The sequence below is a fragment of the Muricoprocola aceti genome (assembly GCF_025567005.1).
Classification (GTDB): domain Bacteria; phylum Bacillota; class Clostridia; order Lachnospirales; family Lachnospiraceae; genus Marvinbryantia; species Marvinbryantia aceti.
This window is the reverse complement of sequence record NZ_JAOQKE010000022.1, coordinates 1-16,799: the sequence shown is the minus strand read 5'-3', so window position 1 is coordinate 16,799 and position 16,799 is coordinate 1. Positions and strand designations below refer to the sequence as shown.

The 16,799-nt window shown below is 43.5% G+C and carries 16 protein-coding genes, 1 pseudogene and 1 riboswitch; of the genes and pseudogenes, 3 read left to right on the top strand and 14 right to left on the bottom strand.

Features of this window, described 5'->3' with window-relative positions:
• Positions 1-97 precede the first annotated feature (97 nt).
• From OCV47_RS13360 to yfcC, 10 genes are all read right to left on the bottom strand, one after another.
• Positions 98-697 (bottom strand): zinc dependent phospholipase C family protein, encoded by a 600-nt coding sequence (locus OCV47_RS13360; protein ID WP_262655575.1) that lies wholly within the window; start codon positions 695-697, stop codon positions 98-100.
• Between the two features lie 182 nt (positions 698-879).
• Positions 880-2,397 (bottom strand): alanine/glycine:cation symporter family protein, encoded by a 1,518-nt coding sequence (locus OCV47_RS13355; RefSeq protein WP_262655574.1) that lies wholly within the window; start codon positions 2,395-2,397, stop codon positions 880-882.
• 275 nt (positions 2,398-2,672) lie between these two features.
• A complete protein-coding gene (locus OCV47_RS13350) occupies positions 2,673-3,695 on the bottom strand; it encodes an NUDIX domain-containing protein (RefSeq protein WP_262655573.1) in 1,023 nt (340 codons plus the stop codon).
• 112 nt (positions 3,696-3,807) lie between these two features.
• Positions 3,808-4,329, bottom strand: coding sequence for a phosphatase PAP2 family protein (locus tag OCV47_RS13345; protein ID WP_256300279.1), 522 nt, complete (start codon positions 4,327-4,329; stop codon positions 3,808-3,810).
• A 2-nt stretch (positions 4,330-4,331) separates the two neighbouring features.
• Positions 4,332-5,666 carry an MATE family efflux transporter gene (locus tag OCV47_RS13340; protein WP_262655571.1) on the bottom strand — a complete coding sequence of 445 codons (1,335 nt, stop codon included), beginning with the start codon at positions 5,664-5,666 and terminating at the stop codon, positions 4,332-4,334.
• A gap of 155 nt (positions 5,667-5,821) precedes the next feature.
• The gene (locus OCV47_RS13335; RefSeq protein WP_117448567.1) at positions 5,822-6,580 is read right to left on the bottom strand and encodes a NifB/NifX family molybdenum-iron cluster-binding protein; all 759 of its coding nucleotides are present in this window, start codon (positions 6,578-6,580) and stop codon (positions 5,822-5,824) included.
• An 85-nt stretch (positions 6,581-6,665) separates the two neighbouring features.
• Positions 6,666-6,986, bottom strand: a complete 321-nt coding sequence (locus OCV47_RS13330; RefSeq protein ID WP_416888021.1) for an ATP-binding cassette domain-containing protein — start codon at positions 6,984-6,986, stop codon at positions 6,666-6,668.
• 73 nt (positions 6,987-7,059) lie between these two features.
• On the bottom strand, positions 7,060-9,633 hold the full coding sequence (locus OCV47_RS13325; protein ID WP_262655570.1) for a PEP/pyruvate-binding domain-containing protein: 2,574 nt from the start codon (positions 9,631-9,633) through the stop codon (positions 7,060-7,062).
• A gap of 128 nt (positions 9,634-9,761) precedes the next feature.
• Positions 9,762-10,910, bottom strand: a complete 1,149-nt coding sequence (gene iadA / locus OCV47_RS13320; RefSeq protein WP_334308171.1) for a beta-aspartyl-peptidase — start codon at positions 10,908-10,910, stop codon at positions 9,762-9,764.
• Between the two features lie 24 nt (positions 10,911-10,934).
• Positions 10,935-12,455: a putative basic amino acid antiporter YfcC gene (yfcC, locus tag OCV47_RS13315; protein WP_262655568.1), complete on the bottom strand. Its 1,521-nt coding sequence runs from the start codon at positions 12,453-12,455 to the stop codon at positions 10,935-10,937.
• A gap of 142 nt (positions 12,456-12,597) precedes the next feature.
• Positions 12,598-12,642, top strand: a riboswitch (PreQ1 riboswitch).
• Positions 12,643-12,768: 126 nt separating this feature from the next.
• On the opposite strand from yfcC, the gene OCV47_RS13310 reads away from it, so the two are divergent.
• Genes OCV47_RS13310 through OCV47_RS13300 form a run of 3 tightly spaced genes read left to right on the top strand, consistent with a single transcriptional unit; the run spans position 12,769 to position 14,969 of the window.
• Positions 12,769-13,743: a nucleoside hydrolase gene (locus OCV47_RS13310; RefSeq protein ID WP_262655567.1), complete on the top strand. Its 975-nt coding sequence runs from the start codon at positions 12,769-12,771 to the stop codon at positions 13,741-13,743.
• 15 nt (positions 13,744-13,758) lie between these two features.
• Complete coding sequence (locus OCV47_RS13305; protein ID WP_262655566.1) at positions 13,759-14,319, top strand: ECF transporter S component; 561 nt, start codon at positions 13,759-13,761, stop codon at positions 14,317-14,319.
• A complete protein-coding gene (locus OCV47_RS13300) occupies positions 14,316-14,969 on the top strand; it encodes an SDR family NAD(P)-dependent oxidoreductase (RefSeq protein ID WP_262655565.1) in 654 nt (217 codons plus the stop codon). Before OCV47_RS13305 ends, OCV47_RS13300 begins: the two co-directional genes overlap by 4 nt.
• Before the next feature lie 63 nt (positions 14,970-15,032).
• Here OCV47_RS13300 and OCV47_RS13295 read toward each other — a convergent pair whose 3' ends face one another.
• The 4 genes and pseudogenes from OCV47_RS13295 to OCV47_RS13280 all read right to left on the bottom strand — a co-directional run bounded on the left by OCV47_RS13295 (position 15,033) and on the right by OCV47_RS13280 (position 16,670).
• Entirely contained in the window at positions 15,033-15,386 is a 354-nt protein-coding gene (locus OCV47_RS13295; protein WP_117448574.1) for an arsenate reductase family protein, read from the bottom strand.
• 106 nt (positions 15,387-15,492) lie between these two features.
• Complete coding sequence (locus tag OCV47_RS13290) at positions 15,493-15,762, bottom strand: hypothetical protein (protein ID WP_262655614.1); 270 nt, start codon at positions 15,760-15,762, stop codon at positions 15,493-15,495.
• Between the two features lie 30 nt (positions 15,763-15,792).
• Positions 15,793-15,957 (bottom strand): annotated as a pseudogene (locus OCV47_RS13285) (cysteine-rich KTR domain-containing protein); the annotation flags it as partial.
• A 563-nt stretch (positions 15,958-16,520) separates the two neighbouring features.
• Positions 16,521-16,670 (bottom strand): hypothetical protein, encoded by a 150-nt coding sequence (locus tag OCV47_RS13280; protein WP_262655563.1) that lies wholly within the window; start codon positions 16,668-16,670, stop codon positions 16,521-16,523.
• Positions 16,671-16,799: the final 129 nt, after the last annotated feature.

The following is a 16,799-nucleotide window of genomic DNA, read 5'->3' as shown; positions in this document are numbered from 1 at the left end:
TCTGGCTCGTTGCCCGCATAAATAGAAAAGGACAAAGTTACCCCGTTATTGAGAGCGCCTTTGTCCTCTAATGTTCTATACTATAGCATATTCTTTTTTAAATTACAACTGCTGTTGCAGTATTTTTATAATCGGTAATGATATTCACCAGTCCGATCAATGCCCAGGAACACATCTCCATAATCCATCTGCAGTCATCTGCCAGGTTTCTGCGCCGTTGTAAATAAGTACGATGCATTTCCTCGATATAATCAAATAACTGTGCCGCTGTATGAATCTGATTCTGCTTCTTCTGCTGATTTTCAAAAATCTCTATTGCTTCTTCTGTCTGAATTCTGGCACGCAGTTCATGCTTCATGTCCCTTTCATACAGGCAATGATCCTTCAGATTTCCTTCAAATGTGGTATTATGCGGAAACGTAAAATAATCTGCCAGATAATGCATCACCACACCCAGCCGACAGAACAGAGTTCCCTCCTTACAGGCATGTTCTCTTGCCTCCGACAGCAGCTTTGCAATTCTTCTCTTCAGTTCCAGATAAGATGAATCAAACTCATGTGGATCCGTAATCATCTTCGGCGTCAAATCCGGCAATATGGATCCAAAATAAAATGCCTTCCAGTGCTTCTGCATATTTGTGTCATCCATCTCCCGTACCAGGAAACCTGCCAATGCTATATGTGATTTTTTACGCATATTCTATCCTCCAACAAATGCGCCGAGCTGTCTCTGATCACAGATCTTTTATTCCCGGCTGCACTTCCTTGCCTCTTAAACAACTTCGAACACAGTTTACAGCTTTTTCTTCTATTATACAAGTGTTAAAATTTAAAAATTCTGTGAATATTCATCCAGAACATCCACAGAATTTTATCTTTTTATTTTTTTGTATATCCCAGATCCGGATTCTTATAGTCTCCACGGGCCTTTTTCTTTTCTACATATGGTCCCCATACGTTTGCTTCATCTTTAATGCCCACGGTAGCCGGATCAAATAATGGATCCAGTCCAGCCTTTTTCTGGTTCTCGTAGTCCCTGATGATCCTGATAACTTGCGGCGTCAGAAGCAGAATACTGAAGGTATTGACCCAAAGCATACATCCTACTCCGATATCACCCATTGGCCAGATCGTATCCCCATCAATCAGAATTCCGAAAAGACAGAAAATCAGGAATAAAATACGTACTACAGTAATTACTGCTTTATTCTCACCCCACAAATACTTACAGGTGGATTCCAACTGGTAAGAATAAGACAGCATGGTGGTAAAAATAAAAATAAACAACATAACAGCCAGAAACATGGCTCCAAATTTTCCTACCGATACTCTCAATGCTTCCTGCATGAAAGAAATACCGTACTGAATGCCAGGCGCCTTTTCTACCAGAAGCACTGCTCCTGCTCCATCTGCAGCAACATTGTAGGTTCCTGCCAGAAGAATACAAAATCCGGTACAGGTACATACCAGCAAGGTATCAATATAAACAGAGAGGCCCTGTACCAGTCCTTGTTTCACCGGATGGGAAGTGTCCGTAGTTGCAGAAATCAATGGGCTCATTCCGTTTCCTGCATCGTTAGAGAAAAATCCTCTTTTGATTCCCCATGCCACAGCAGATCCTACGATTCCGCCAAATACGGCATCTTTTCCAAATGCACTTGCAAAAATACTGCCAAACATCGGTAAAATCTGATCATGATTCAGAATAAAAATTACAATCGTGATCAGAAAATAAACTCCGCACATAATCGGCGCCAGAATCTCCGCTACATGTCCGATTCGCTTGATTCCTCCCATCGTTACCACACCAACAATGATCACCATGGCAATTCCAACTACGATAAACGGAATTCCAAATGCACCTTTAATTGCCGTGGCTGCTGTCTGTGTCTGCATAGCCGGCAAGAGAAATCCTGGTCCTATGAAAACTGCGATACAAAACAGTACTGCCAGCACTTTTCCAAACTTTTTATTTTTGATACCGTTTGACATATAATAGGCCGGGCCCCCAGTCAGCTCGCCTAAGTTTCTGGTCTTATAAGCCTGTCCCAGAATACATTCTACAATACCGGTAGATGCTCCCAGAATAGCCGTAACCCACATCCAGAATAATGCGCCAGGACCGCCCATAAATACAGCAGTTGCAGTTCCTGCAATATTACCGGTACCAACACGTCCGCCAACAGTCGTTGCAAACGCCTGAAAAGCTGACAGTCCGGTATCTTTCTTATTATCACCCTTTTCCATCAAACATTTTATCATGTCTTTGAATCTGCGTACCTGAATACCCTGCAGGCGAATCGTGAACCAGATCGCCGCACACATCAGAAACACACACATCACCGGATGCCAGATGATGTCATTGACTGCATTCATAACTGTTACAAATAGTTCCATACATTTTCCCTTTCGTTCTCATATCCTTAAATTTGCCATGAACTTTCTCTTTTTTCCCGGTACCTACACGGGATACGGCAGACACCATCAGGGCCTGAAAGGATGATACAAAACGTGTTGATTGCATCAATGGCCGTTTCGAACATAAATCCCCTTTTCGTAAATTACAAGTTCACAACAGGTATCTGTTTCAAATTTTGCTGAAACACGCAAATATGTACCATCATACCTTATTTTGGTGTTTTTGAAAAGAGGTTAATTTTTCATGCTCTGGTTTATCCGTCAATTCCCAGTCCTTTTCCAACCATTTCAAACTCATCCAGATAAATGCAATGCCTGATCGTATTCTCCTGTATTCCCTTTTTGCATTTCGCATAATCCATCCAGATTACTTCGGATACTTCTTCTTCCTGAAGGATCAGTTTTGTGATATCTATTGCTTCTATATATAAGTAAACTTTACTCAGCTGGTTATCCCTAAATGGCCTGCCATAGAATTCTCCTTCGAACTTCTTTCGATGGAATCCCAGCTCCTTTAATTTTCCTGGATCCAGTGTCAGTCCCAGTTCCTCTTTTGCCTCCCGCATAGCGCTTGGCAGAAAATCATCCCCGGCACTGATATGTCCTGCCGATGAAATATCCAGACAGTTCGGGCTGGAATCCTTGTGAGGACTTCTCCTCTGCAGAAGAATGTCATAGCCACTTTCCGCATTTGGTCTGGCGATCCAGATATGCACCGTTGCATGAAGCGATCCATCCAGATGAGCTACGCCCCGTTCCCGTACAATACCTGACTTTGTTCCGTCTTCATTTAAAATATCAAACAGCTCCAGTTCTTTTCCATTCAACACGGCCTGTTTTAGTGTTCCTTCTATATTATAGATCAGTTTTAGAGAGAAAAACGATGTTTCTTCTGTCAACAGACGGAAGAATACCCGGTCGCCTTCCCAGAGATTCCGTTTCCAGATATCTGCTTTCTTCACCCATTCCAGATCACCTTCCGTACAGATAACTGGTGTGCCGTCCCATTTGTCTGCAGTATACAGATGCATATATTCTACCGTATCCTCTCCATATACAAACGTTACAATTCCACGAAAACGCCATGACCGCAAAGTATATCCTGTCTCCTCTTTTACTTCACGAATCAGACAATCCTCCGGGCTCTCTCCATATTCAAACTTGCCACCAACGCCAATCCATTTATCTTTATTTTCATCCTGCTCCTTCTTCGTGCGGTGAAGCATCAGGTACTGTTCTTCTGTTTCCAGATAACAAAGTGTGGTTAATTTTATCATTTTCATCTACCTCTCTATGCTTTCTGCTGATTATTCTACCACATCCGTGCTCTTGCATATAGCCTAAAGATGAAAACAACGAAAAGCAGATGTTGCCACCTGCTTTTCTACGTTATGCATTCTTCAGTTCCTGTACTTTTTTCACCAGCCAGTATCCAAGGGCACCTGCCATTACTCCGATTATCACACCTCCCAGTACATCTGTTGGATAATGCACATACAGATACAGCCGGGAAAAGGCAATCAGAACAGCCAGTCCCAGTGACGATATCCAGATTTTCTTTTCTCCTGCCAGGTAAAGTGCCATCACAGAAGCAAAGGATGCTGCTGTATGTCCAGACGGAAAAGAAAAATCAGTCGGTCTTTTTACCAGCAACTCGATTCCTGTCCTTACGTCAAATGGTCGAATTCTATGTACCAGTGGCTTTAAAATACCATTGCAGATCACCAGATCCACCAGCAGTGCCGCCATCAAAATCACACCAGACTTTCTGGTCTTTGGCAAAACCAGCAAGACAATGCAAAGTAAAATCCAGATGATTCCCGCATCTCCCAGTCTGGTAATCCCACACATCACGGTATCCAGAACCGGGTTATGTATAGTTTGCAATGCATCTAATATTTGAAATTCCATTCCTATTTTCCTTTTCCAGATTTACGGTAAATCTTAAACATCAACGGTGCTTCCACAAGTAACATGGCAATCCAGCCTGCCAGATAAGAATATGGCAATGCTTCAATACCAAAATTCCATAACAGAATCATCGGTGCTGCCGCAATCACACGCACGCCCATATTAGTAAAACTGCTGAGCAGTGTCACCTTCAGGTCTCCGATTCCGCGGAAGAATCCCTGAATGGCATTGGTCAATGCCGGTAAAATATACATCACTGCAATCAGATGAAGGTAGATCACACCATGTCCGATTACTTCTTCATCCTTGACAAACAGGGTCATCAATGGTCTGGCCAATAGCAGACAGATCAGCATCACGACCATGCCATAAATGATCTCCAGAATCACACCACATCGGAAGCCTTCTTTCATGCGGTCTGTCTTCCCTGCTCCTTTATTCTGCGCCATCAGTGCCGTCATAGCATGTGCGATATTCTGCTCCGGTGTAATGGCAAAGTCATCAATACGATTTACAACTGCAAAAGCTGCCGCTACCGATACGCCCATGGTATTCACCAGTGCCTGTATGGCAATCTTCCCCATCTGCACTGTAGCCTGCTGCATGGCAGAAGCCCAGCCATAGGCAATGGTCTTCTTCAAAAGACTGGTATCAAAGACCAGCCACTTCTTTCCCAGACGAAGAATCGGTACTTTTTTCTGTATGTAAATAATGCAGAACAGACAGCAAAGTGCTTCACTTAATACGGTAGATACTGCACATCCGTTACTTCCTGCCTTTAATACAATAACAAAGAACAGGTCACCGAAAATATTCAATGCTGCACTGATAATGAGAAAATACAACGGCGATGCACTGTCTCCCAGTGCCCTTAAGGTACTGGAAAAGAAATTGTACAGGAACGTAAACATCAGTCCCAGAAAAATAATCCGCAGATACTGCCTCGTCATATTCATAATTGCCGGATCTACCTGGAGCATATGCAGGATCGGTGTGGCACAGATCACACAAAACAATGTCAAAATGAATGAAAAAATCATACCTGACAGCATCGTGGTACTGATCTGCCTGTGCAGCATCTTGTAATCCTTCGCTCCATACTGGATTCCCATGAGAATACTGGCTCCCATACACAGACCATTCAAAAATAGAATCATCAACGTACTGATTGGGTTACAAATTCCAACCGCTGCCAGTGCTTCCTTACCCACGAACCTTCCTACAATAATACTGTCCACTGCATTATAGGTCAGCTGAAACAGATTGCCCAGGACAAGCGGTACGGTAAAATTCACCAGAATCGGCATAATCTTTCCGGTAGTTAAATCTTTTGTCATATCACATTCACCTCAAAATAATGATTCTAACTTTCTTATTCTACTACAAAATCATGCCGATGCAATCCTTTTTTAATTACCCGAAATGTCTTCCGGTGTGAGTTTTACTTGCAGCGCTCCTAACGCATCATCCAGATAACCTGATTTGGTTACTTTTAATGGTTGCCACATCCATGCTCGCCGCAGGTATGCTCATGTCCTTCTCCGTGATGATTACATACAGTATCTGGATCATATAATAAGTTTCCTTCAATCAAGGCTTTGACCGCTTCATCTGCATTTCCGCTTACCCCCGGATACAGTTCAATTCCCTGCTGTGCCAGCGCAGTTCTTGCGCCGCCACCGATACCGCCACAGATCAATACATTCACTGCATAATTTTTCAGGAATCCTGCCAGTGCACCATGTCCCTGTCCATTGGTATCATATACTTCTGACTTTACTATTTTGCCATCCTCCACCTCATAGATCTTAAAATATTCACTGTGTCCAAAATGCTGAAATACCTGTCCATTTTCATAAGTTACTGCGATTATCATCTTTTGCTTCCTCCATTCTTCGCTCATTCTTCCAAGACATCGGTTTCCTGCTGTCATCCTGCGTCTGCAGCATTCCAGATTACCGGGGCAGAACTCATAGTTTCCGCCTTCTATCCGCAATTCCTTTCCTGTCACCAGGCACTCTGCCAGCTTCTTCCGTGCTCTTGCATACATCAGTGTCACACTGGTTCGATCCATATTGATCTGCTCTGCACATTCTTCCTGCGTAATTCCTTCGTAGTCAATCAGCCGGATACATTCAAATTCATCCAGACTCATAACAATACGCTCCTGGTTCTGTTCAAACGAACCTGCAGAAAAACTGCAATACTTTGGTCTGCCACAAATGCGTCTTTTCTTTGTTGGTCTCGCCATATGAATCTCTCCTTCATGTTTTTCACATATGTTAATAACAGTATAGCACACTTTCCAAACATTGCAAGATAGAAAAAACAGCCATCTAAAGACGACTATTCCTCTGTACCAGATTATACGAACCTCCAATGCTGTATTCCCCACTGGTCCTTCCAAGTTCCGCTGATGTTCTGTGGGATACAGAGATCACGGTGCGATGCTCTGCTGCACGCCGAAGTGCCTGTAATACCATTTTTTCTGTTTCCGCATCCAGATTTGCTGTAATCTCATCCAATAACAACAGTGAGGGCTGTGCCACTACTGCTCTGGCTATGGACAGCAGCTGCCACTGTCCCTGGGAGAAGTCTTTTCCACTGTTTCTGTCAATCATTTTATTATCGGCATACAGAAGAGTCAATGTCAGCATGCCCCGAACAATATTTTATCATCCAAAGGTGGCACCAGTTGCTTTGATGAACTTCTCGATTGAATGATATCCTTTAAATTAGATATAGCATCAGTCTTTCCCTCTGCAGATCATTGCATAATTCACAGGAGCCCCTGCTCACATCATACACATGCACAATTTGTCTCAGTTCGGGATCTTCCGTGAACTGGCTGACAATATCTGGATATTCTGCCAGTTTTTCCGGTACAAAATGCAGTGTCTTTTCGTTGGAAAATACGGCTGTATATAATATTTCTGCCTCTACCAGATCCTGAAAGATATGGCTCCCATAGGAAAGCTCCGGGTTATATCCTGCATTTTTCTCTTCGATCTCACAGATCGCTTCAAATTCACTGATATCCGCAAATGTAGTCGGTACCCCAAGTTCCGGCGAAGAAGTACCTATCCGTCCGGGAACCATCAAAAGCATATGCTTATTCCGCCCCTTATTTTTCCAGTTCACCACTCCGATCAAACGTGCCACATTTGTCTTTTTTGCATATGGCATATGATAATACGCAATCGGATCCACCAGAACAATCATATCCATTTTTACATTTCTGGATAATCCCATGGAAGAATGTACATTCTCCAGAATAATATTTTCTTCTGGAATATGTTCTGGAATCTTCACTTTTCCGGTATCCTTAAATACCTGAAGCGGACGGCACTGCAGCAGATTTATGGAATATTCTCCTGTTTCCGAGAGGTTCACGGTAAACTCAATGTCTACCGGATATTCGTATTCCCTCTGGATGAGCTGCATAATTGCCTGTATCTGCTTCATTAATATCTCATTTTTCACGATACCACTACAGGAAATAAAACGAACTGACCGGTTGAGCCCCCTCTCCCGGAAGGATCTTTCCACTTCAAAATCATGATCTAACAAAATATTACCCAGATATCCCGGAAGTAACGGCTCGATCTGCTGCAGATCCAGTTGTCTCACACAATGCATGGTTGTATCCACTGCCTCTATATTCCTCTGAGAAAACTGATGTTTTTCTGCAACAGTGGTACAGCTTGTTGCCTGTGGCATATCCAGGCTGACCAGCCTTGGATAAGAACCTTTTGTTCGATCTACCGCCGACGTTCCCAGCCCCATCACCAACCGTAACATTCCTGCCCCGGGATCAATCTGCTCCAGAAATTTATATGGACTATAGGAATATCCCACTCCTGCCGCACATGGCATATAATATGAACCATAGTAAGAACCAGACACCCTCTGCACCAGAAGCGCCATTTGTTCATCCCGCTTGTCCAGTCCTCTTCGCTTTCGGTAATCCAGCGCAGACAGACTCATAGAACTGGCATAGACAGTCTTTATCGCATTTTCAAACTCCAAAAGGCGTTCTTCCAGCGATCCTCGGTTGGCACAAAAAACAGACTCATACTTACCTGCAAACGCATTGCCAAACCCATCCTCCAGAATGCTGCTGGAACGCACAATAAAGGGATCCTGCCCATAATATTCCAGAATATGCAGGAACTGATTTTTCATCTCTTCTGAAAATGCGCCCTCCTTCAGACGCTGTGCGAACTCCTCTGCCAGTGAAAAATATTCTTTTTCCTCTCTCTGACGGATGCGGATATCCCAGAATCCATTGTCTACGATATAGGTATAGTACACATCGGATCCTATAAAAAAAGAATCATGCGGCTCCAGCACCTCCTCAATGTCTGGTGCCAGATTGCGTACAATTGCTCTGGAAAGCAGCATACCGCAGGCTTTTCCACCGATCATGCCTGTTCCGATCATATGATTGCGAACACGGAAATAATCTTCCGGCGTAAAATGTTTTTTCACCATACGTCGCATCTTTTCATCCCTGGTCATCATAATATCGCACATAGTATTACAGGCATCGTCTGTATTCATATGGTTGTCATACAGCATTTTCGCCGTATTAAAAAAACGATTCCAGGAATCGGTAAACTGTTCTTCTCCCGGTCTCTGAAACTTGCCAAGTACCTGATAAAACCGGCTGGACTGTACGCCGTCCAGAATCGGCTTAAATGTCCCTGCTTCTCTGTTATAAATATGTGGCAGGAACATGGTTTCAGAATCACGGTTCCACACCTTAGCCGGACGAACATATATATTTTTCCGATCCGAATACACATCCAGAAAAAGTTGCGTGGTATTTAATATCTTTTTCACAGCATGAAAGGAATGCTTGCCCCGGATGATCGGAAAAAACGCAACCGTATCCAACGTAAACAGAAACGGACAGGTCACACGAAAAAAATTTCCCATCATCAGATCTGTGGCCCAGGCCGTCTGAAGCTCCGACAGACAGTCAAACACATAGAATACGTCAAAGCCCTCTTTTTCAATGATCTTATGTATTTTCACTGTGAAATCTTCAAATCGATGCGATAACGGAATCTCTATCCTTTCAACCTGCGGGCAGTCTTTTACCAGCGGTTCATGACTGGCAAATCGAAAGTATATGATTCGCCGCTTATCTTGAATTGCCTGCTCTACGTATGGTTCACAGAAATACCGGAATTCCTGAAGATTCGAAACTCTCCAGACTACATTATCACCAAGCCGGATAGCATCCAGCGCCTGATCCATGTCCGGAATCCCAGAACAGATTCTTTCAAAAGCTGCCATATCTTCCCCCATTTTATATGTAAAAAAATAAGGCACACAGACATCTTCTGTCCATGTGCCACGTTGCACCTGTATTTACTTGGAGATATTATAAAAAGAATCGTATATAAAGTCAAGCCAGACTTACCTTATTTTGTATATACTGTTTTTCCCTTTGCTATAACCTCTGTGATCTGTAGCTTCTGATCCAGAATGCACAGATCAGCATCATTTCCTTCTTCTATCTTTCCTTTTCCCTTCAGATTCAGGGTCTCTGCAGGGTTGGATGTAATAGCGGAAAGTGCTATTTCCAGAGGAATATCTGCCCGCTCTACGCATTCTTTCACTTCTTTTAACAGACAGCTGGACTGTCCTACGCCCATTCCAAGGAATTCTCCCTGTTTGTTGTAAATCGGCAGGCTTCCCTGTCCATCTGATGAGATGGTGATGCGGTTTGGATTCACGCCTGCATCTAACATCCGTTTCATACCATTGCAGACCCGAACTTCATCGCAAATCGTTTCCCAGTAATCAATGTCTTCATTTCCGGTAAAATCCACAGCCCCACCTTTCAAAGCATACGTGATGGCTTTACGGAACAGCATTTCATTCCGGTTGACATGGGTTGGAAGGAACTGGGATGCAGGTATCTCCGTCTCATCAATCACCCGTTCAATGAGATCCATACATCTCAGGCTATCACCCAAATGCACATTGATGATTCCTGCTTTACCGGAAAGCACACCGCCCAGTCTGGTATCTGCTGCCACACGGGCAAATTCTTCAAAGGTTGGCTGAGAGGATCGATGATCAGAAATGGCAATCTCTCCTGTTCCAATGATTTCCTGAATCATCATAATATCTTTTGTAATACTATCTGTTAGTGTACGCACTGGAATCTGATAACTTCCCGTATAACAGTAAGCCGTCATGCCCTGTTCATTTAATCCCTTTGTTTTTGCTACAAGGGCACACATATCACGCCCAATTCCATCCGTTCCCAGACAGCCCACTACGGTAGTTACCCCAAACTTCGTCAACCCTTCCATAGTAGCCTCAGGGGTTCGATTGGCAAATCCACCTTCGCCGCCGCCTCCCAGCACATGAACATGGCAGTCTATAAATCCCGGTGTCAGGATTTTTCCCGTTCCGTCTACTATTTCCAGTTCAGGAAATAATGTAACACCCTGTATAGTGCCTGCGTCTGTAACTTTTACAATCTTGTCATTAACCGTAAGTACATCTTTTTGCCCCAAATGCTGTGGTGCATATACGTCAATATTTTGAATGAATTTCACCATGTTTCTGCTCTGCCCTCATTTTTAGAAACCGATTCCTACTGCAATCAATATGGTAACAACCGCACCGATCATTAAGATACCAAGGAACTTCCACATAAATTTGATCCAGTTGGACCATTCGATTCTGGCAATTGCCAGGGAACCGATCAGACAGCCTGATGTTGGAACAATTAAATTCGTAAATGCATCCCCCAACTGGAAAGCCAGTACAGAAGTCTGACGGGTTACGCCCAGCAGATCTGCCAGCGGTGCCATAATCGGCATAGTGATTGCTGCCTGTCCGGAACCAGATACCACAAAAAAGTTAAATACTGACTGGAACAGATACATCAGCACGGCTGCCACTGCACCCGATACACCTGCCAGTGCCTGTGAAATATTGTACATAATCGTATTGATGACTGTCGGTGTCGTCGGATCAGAACCGCCAAGCACCTGCATAATCCCCTGTGCCATGGCTACCACCAGGGCTGCACCAATCAGATCCTTTGCTCCATCTTTAAAGGAAGAGGCGATATCATTCATCTTCATATCATTTAAGTGGAAGATGATACCAATGACGCCTGCTGCCACACCCATCACAAAGAATTGAGTAGCAATCTCTGGCATATAGTATCCTTTTGTCATAACTCCCCAGACTACCCAGATTATGGTAACCGCCAATGTCAGTAATACTAAAATATGTCCAATACCAAAACTATGACCTTCGTCAATACCGGTCTTTTCATTCTGATCACGGAAATACTGATCACTTTCGTATGCAACTGAAATCTTCGGATTCTTTTTTACTTTGGATGCATAGAACATGGTCATTCCACAGCCCAGTGCAGTAAATACCACCCACATCACCATTCGGAATCCTGCTCCGGAGAATACATCAATACCGGCAATTCCCTGTGCAATTCCTACGGAAAACGGATTCATCCAGGATGCTCCGAAGCCAATCTGAGTAGCCACATAAGTTACCAGTACGGCAATGACCGTATCATATCCTACTGCTACAAACAATGGGCAGAGAATCATAGTAAACGGAAGTGCTTCCTCTCCCATTCCAAACACTGCCCCTCCTAAGGAAAACAATACAAAAAGTACCGGAATCAGCAGTTTTTCTGCGCCCTTCGCTTTACGAATCAGTCCAATCAGTCCAGCTTCAATAGCGCCGGTTCGGATCATGATGCCAAATGCACCTCCTACTACCAGCAAAAATGCTACAATCTCTATTGCAGAACTACTGACAATTCCATTATACATGTAATTAAAGAAACCTGTTTCACCATCACCACTGAATAAAGCCACACCCTCTGTTACCGGCTTTCCTTCATCATCCGTCAGATACTGGAAACTTCCATCTTTAATTACCGTACGGGTCTTTTCAGTCCCGTTAATCGTGTACGAGATATCTGTTGTCTCGTAATAGCCCTTGGGAACAAGGAATGTCATAACCGCTGCAATAACCACTACAAAAAAGATAATAATGTAGGTATCCGGCACGGTAAATCCCTTGTTGAACAATTTCAGGCCTTCTCCTTTGTTTTTGCTCATAACCTTAAATCTCCTTCATTTTTATATGACACGCAAAGAACAGTGTAACATAGAATTGTAAATAAAGTAAGCAGAAAATGCGAAAAATGGGGATTTTCTGAAAATAATATTGCTATCACAGGAAACATATGTTAAAATGACAGCCGAACTGGTTCGGAAACCTCCCAGTATAAAAAACTAGGCAAAGTAAAAATAGAAAAACAGGCTGCTCTGGCAGTCTTTTCACTGTTGCTTTTGTTTATTGAGGTATAAACAAGAGCTTTTTTTATGCCGTAAGCCAAGATTCTATTTTTACACGCAAGAAAGGATTGTAATGGAAAAAAGAAAAGTTATTATTGACTGTGATCCGGGCATTGATGACAGTCTCGCCATCATGCTGGCACTGAAATCTCCGGAGATCGAGGTCGTGGGAATCACTGTGGTCTGTGGCAATTCTCCCGTAGAGATGGGATTTGAAAATGCCAAAAAAATTCTAAAACAGATGAACCGACTGGATGTACCGGTGTTCATCGGTGAAAGTACCCCGTTAAAACGGGACTATGTAAATGCCCTGGATACCCATGGGGAAGATGGATTGGGAGAAAGCTTTCTGCCAGAAGTTCCAGGCTTCCATCAGGATAGGAGTGCTGTAGACTTTCTGGCTGATATTTTGAAAAAAGAATCCATCTCTGTGATTGCACTGGCTCCAATGACGAATCTGGCCAGACTGATTCAAAAGGACAAAGATGCTCTTGCCAATATTGATACGTTTGTTTCCATGGGTGGTACTTTTAAAAGCCATGGTAACTGCTCTCCTGTGGCAGAATATAATTACTGGTGCGATCCGGATGCTGCAGCCCTTGTATATCATACGATGCACGAGCTGGGTAAAACCATCCATATGGTGGGTCTGGATGTGACAAGAAAGATTGTCCTGACACCTACTCTTCTGGAATATATCTGCCGTCTGGATCAAGAAACTGGTTCATTCATACGCAAGATCACAAAGTTCTACTTTGACTTCCACTGGGAATGGGAACATATCATTGGCTGTGTCATCAATGACCCTCTGGCGGTTGCTTATTTTCTGAATCCATCTATCTGTCAGGGATTTAACTCTTATGTACAGATCGAGACCGAAGGGATCTCCCTTGGTCAGTCCGTAGTAGATGCCATGAACTTCTATCGGAAAACACCGAATACCAAAGTGCTAACAGAAGTGGATGTATACTCTTTCTTCCAGACATTCCTGTCAAGGATTCTGGATTTGGAACCGGAAAAACTGGATATTTTACAGGATTTGATCTAAGGAGGCGTGTGAATTATGAAAACATCAAAAATGACAACATATACGATCTGCATGATCGCTTTTGCTATTTGTATCAACTTTGTAGGCGGACAGATTGCTTTGCTTATGAGACTCCCGATTTATCTGGACAGCATCGGTACCGTCTTCGTAGCTTCTACACTGGGTCCGTTTTACGGTATGCTGCCAAATCTGCTCAGTGGCCTGTTGATGGGTATGACCGTAGACGTCTATTCTCTGTATTATGCACCGGTCGGTATTGTACTTGGTTTTGTCACCGGTCTTGTGTACAGAAAATGGCAGCCGAAAAAATGGGGCATCCTTCCGGCAGCCCTGCTGATTACCCTGCCATCTACCATTATCAGTTCCTGCATTACCGCATTTTTATTCGGTGGTATTACTTCTTCCGGATCTACCATCCTGGTACAGATTCTAGCAAGAACACCGCTTGGTATGGTGGGAAGCTGCTTCGTAGTTCAGTTTATTACTGATTATATTGACCGTGTTTTATGCCTTGCAGTATCTGCAGTTCTGATCACTGCACTGCGAAAAAATATGAAAGGGATTTTTGCAAAATGAACATATTAATTACAGGTACCAGCTCAGGAATCGGAAAGGGCTGCGCAGAATATTTTCTGAAAGAAGGGCATCTGGTATATGGATTTGACAAAGATACTTCTACAATTTCACATCCTGCTTATACCCATTTCTGTCTGGACATACGGGATAAATCTGCCTACCCAAAGCTTTCTCCTGTGGATATCGTAATTAATAATGCCGGTGTGCAGGATGGTGATGATATTGATGTAAATCTGAAGGGAACCATTTCTATTACAGAACATTATGCCATCCATCCGGCAATCCATTCCGTGATCATGATCGGTTCTGCCAGCGGACACACTGGTTCAGAATTTCCGGAATATGCAGCCAGCAAAGGCGGCGTTCTCGCTTACACAAAGAACGTCGCCATGCGCATTGCTCCTTATCAGGCCACCTGCAACAGCCTGGACTTCGGTGGCGTCTTAACCGAGCTGAACCGCCCGGTGATGGAAGACCAAAAGCTCTGGAATCAAATCATGGAGCTCACCCCGCTGAAACGGTGGATGACTGTAGAAGAAGCTGCACAGTGGATCTATTTCATGGCTGTGATCAACCGCTTCTGCACCGGGCAGAATATCCTGATTGATGGACTGGAAGCCGGAAACTGCAACTTCATCTGGCCGAAATAACGTTAAAAAAAGGAACCATACTGCGTTCTCACAGTGTGGTTCATCTTTTTTCTCTCAAATGTTTCAATCCAAAATATTTTTTTCCCACTCAGCTTCTTTAAATCCCGTCAGGATACAGTTTTCTTTGACAACCAGCGGACGCTTCACTAGCATTCCATTGGTCGCAAGTAGCTTCAACTGTTCCTCTTCGCTCATCGTCGGCAACTTATCTTTTAACTGAAGTTCCTTGTATACCATTCCACTGGTGTTGAAAAACTTCTTAAGTGGAAGTCCGCTTCTCTCATGCCAGTCTTTCAGTTCCTCATAAGTTGGATTTTCTTCCACAATATGACGGTCTGTATATAAAATCTGATGCACATCCAGCCACTTTTTCGCTTTCTGGCATGTGGAACATTTTGGGTATTCTAAAAATAACATCATTTTGTCCTCCTGTTTTGCCTTTATGTCAAAATTGTATCACCACCTGGATGTAAATTCCAATGTTTTTGTAAGGAAATCCATCCGTGCATTCCGTCCTGGTTTTTTATTTTTCCACGTTCGCCTTTGTCTCAATATATTGGCTGCCTTTTAGTTCTCCAACATAGCCGTTTGGAATAAGTGCATTTTTTCTGATCGCTTCCGTATAAATTTCACGCATGGTTGCTATCTCAAATGCTCCGGCATGCACATCAAGCGCATCCTCAGGCATTTTGCTGATCTGAAACATTTCCTCAAATGGCATATCAGTAAGTTTCAAAATATAATCTTCTTCACCGGAAAAACCATGCTCCTTCAGCTCATATTCATATTCCATCCAGTAAGCCTGCGTCTTGGCGTCTGGCTTGATTTCATATTCAGTTTTACATTCCCGTAGTGAAATCAGAAAACTCCTTTTACATTTCGGACAGAAAAGCGGAAAGTTCTGTAAAACCGTGTCCTTGCGCAACTGTGTCCGGGTCTTTCCGTGGCACGCCGGACACAAAATCCATTGCGTTTCAGGAGTGCTCATTGCGTTTCTCCTGCCTTGGATTTCACAAACAGCATCATGGCCTGAAATTCGGTTGACAGCATTTCGCCAAGCCTTCTTTCAGAAAACTGGCACATCCGAGTCGCACACAAAGCACCTATGTGTCCCATGCGTCAGGTGTAATAAGAAAATAAATTGCTGCTCCGAGCGTTCCTAATATTACAGAAAGGAACCATGCAACTAGTATCCACCTAAGATTCTTTTTAATATGTGATTTCCATCCCAAATGCTGCAGACCTGGGCGGGAAATTGCAGTCGCAAGCTATAATACGATAGTAATCATCCATATCCACGCTGAGTTTTACCGTGGTATCTGGTTTTCGTTTGCTCAAGAGGCACACCGTCTCCACGTGGCGCGATACCTTCTGATTGATGTCAGGTCTTGTGCCCGTTTACGGAAACATATCCTGTCAAAACGGAAACCTGTCCACTCCTCTGATATCGCGCATTCACAACTTCAAACAGATGCAATCTGTAGCAAAATTGACATCCATATCAAGGTCTTAACTCAAAATAATCATCCCCGTCCAAAACAACCTTTCCAGTCAGGTTCCACACCCCGGACCACGGAGGACCATCATCCCCGGAACACAGAAGGACAGCCTTCCATCTTCCAGAATAACAGGAGCCACCGCAATATTTTTCATCCGCGGCATATATGGCTGTTCAAACCAATACGCTTTCCTCTCATCCATTTCTCTTCATCTCCATGATAGCCACCTGCCATGCAAACTTGAAGTGAACAAAATCGCTGCGCGATGGCCTGCCAAGGCTGTGGCGCAGTTTTTTACTTTTTCTAAAAAAGGCAGTGACAGGATTGGCCC

Bases quoted from the DNA above. Each gene is read 5' to 3' on its own strand.
- OCV47_RS13360 (WP_262655575.1), bottom strand. From the start codon at position 697: ATGCGTAAAAAATCACATATAGCATTGGCAGGTTTCCTGGTACGGGAG.
- OCV47_RS13355 (WP_262655574.1), bottom strand. From the start codon at position 2,397: ATGGAACTATTTGTAACAGTTATGAATGCAGTCAATGACATCATCTGG.
- OCV47_RS13350 (WP_262655573.1), bottom strand. From the start codon at position 3,695: ATGATAAAATTAACCACACTTTGTTATCTGGAAACAGAAGAACAGTAC.
- OCV47_RS13345 (WP_256300279.1), bottom strand. From the start codon at position 4,329: ATGGAATTTCAAATATTAGATGCATTGCAAACTATACATAACCCGGTT.
- OCV47_RS13340 (WP_262655571.1), bottom strand. From the start codon at position 5,666: ATGACAAAAGATTTAACTACCGGAAAGATTATGCCGATTCTGGTGAAT.
- OCV47_RS13335 (WP_117448567.1), bottom strand. From the start codon at position 6,580: ATGGCGAGACCAACAAAGAAAAGACGCATTTGTGGCAGACCAAAGTAT.
- OCV47_RS13330 (WP_416888021.1), bottom strand. From the start codon at position 6,986: ATGCTGACATTGACTCTTCTGTATGCCGATAATAAAATGATTGACAGA.
- OCV47_RS13325 (WP_262655570.1), bottom strand. From the start codon at position 9,633: ATGGCAGCTTTTGAAAGAATCTGTTCTGGGATTCCGGACATGGATCAG.
- yfcC (WP_262655568.1), bottom strand. From the start codon at position 12,455: ATGAGCAAAAACAAAGGAGAAGGCCTGAAATTGTTCAACAAGGGATTT.
- OCV47_RS13310 (WP_262655567.1), top strand. From the start codon at position 12,769: ATGGAAAAAAGAAAAGTTATTATTGACTGTGATCCGGGCATTGATGAC.
- OCV47_RS13305 (WP_262655566.1), top strand. From the start codon at position 13,759: ATGAAAACATCAAAAATGACAACATATACGATCTGCATGATCGCTTTT.
- OCV47_RS13300 (WP_262655565.1), top strand. From the start codon at position 14,316: ATGAACATATTAATTACAGGTACCAGCTCAGGAATCGGAAAGGGCTGC.
- OCV47_RS13295 (WP_117448574.1), bottom strand. From the start codon at position 15,386: ATGTTATTTTTAGAATACCCAAAATGTTCCACATGCCAGAAAGCGAAA.
- OCV47_RS13290 (WP_262655614.1), bottom strand. From the start codon at position 15,762: ATGGAATATGAATATGAGCTGAAGGAGCATGGTTTTTCCGGTGAAGAA.
- OCV47_RS13280 (WP_262655563.1), bottom strand. From the start codon at position 16,670: ATGGATGAGAGGAAAGCGTATTGGTTTGAACAGCCATATATGCCGCGG.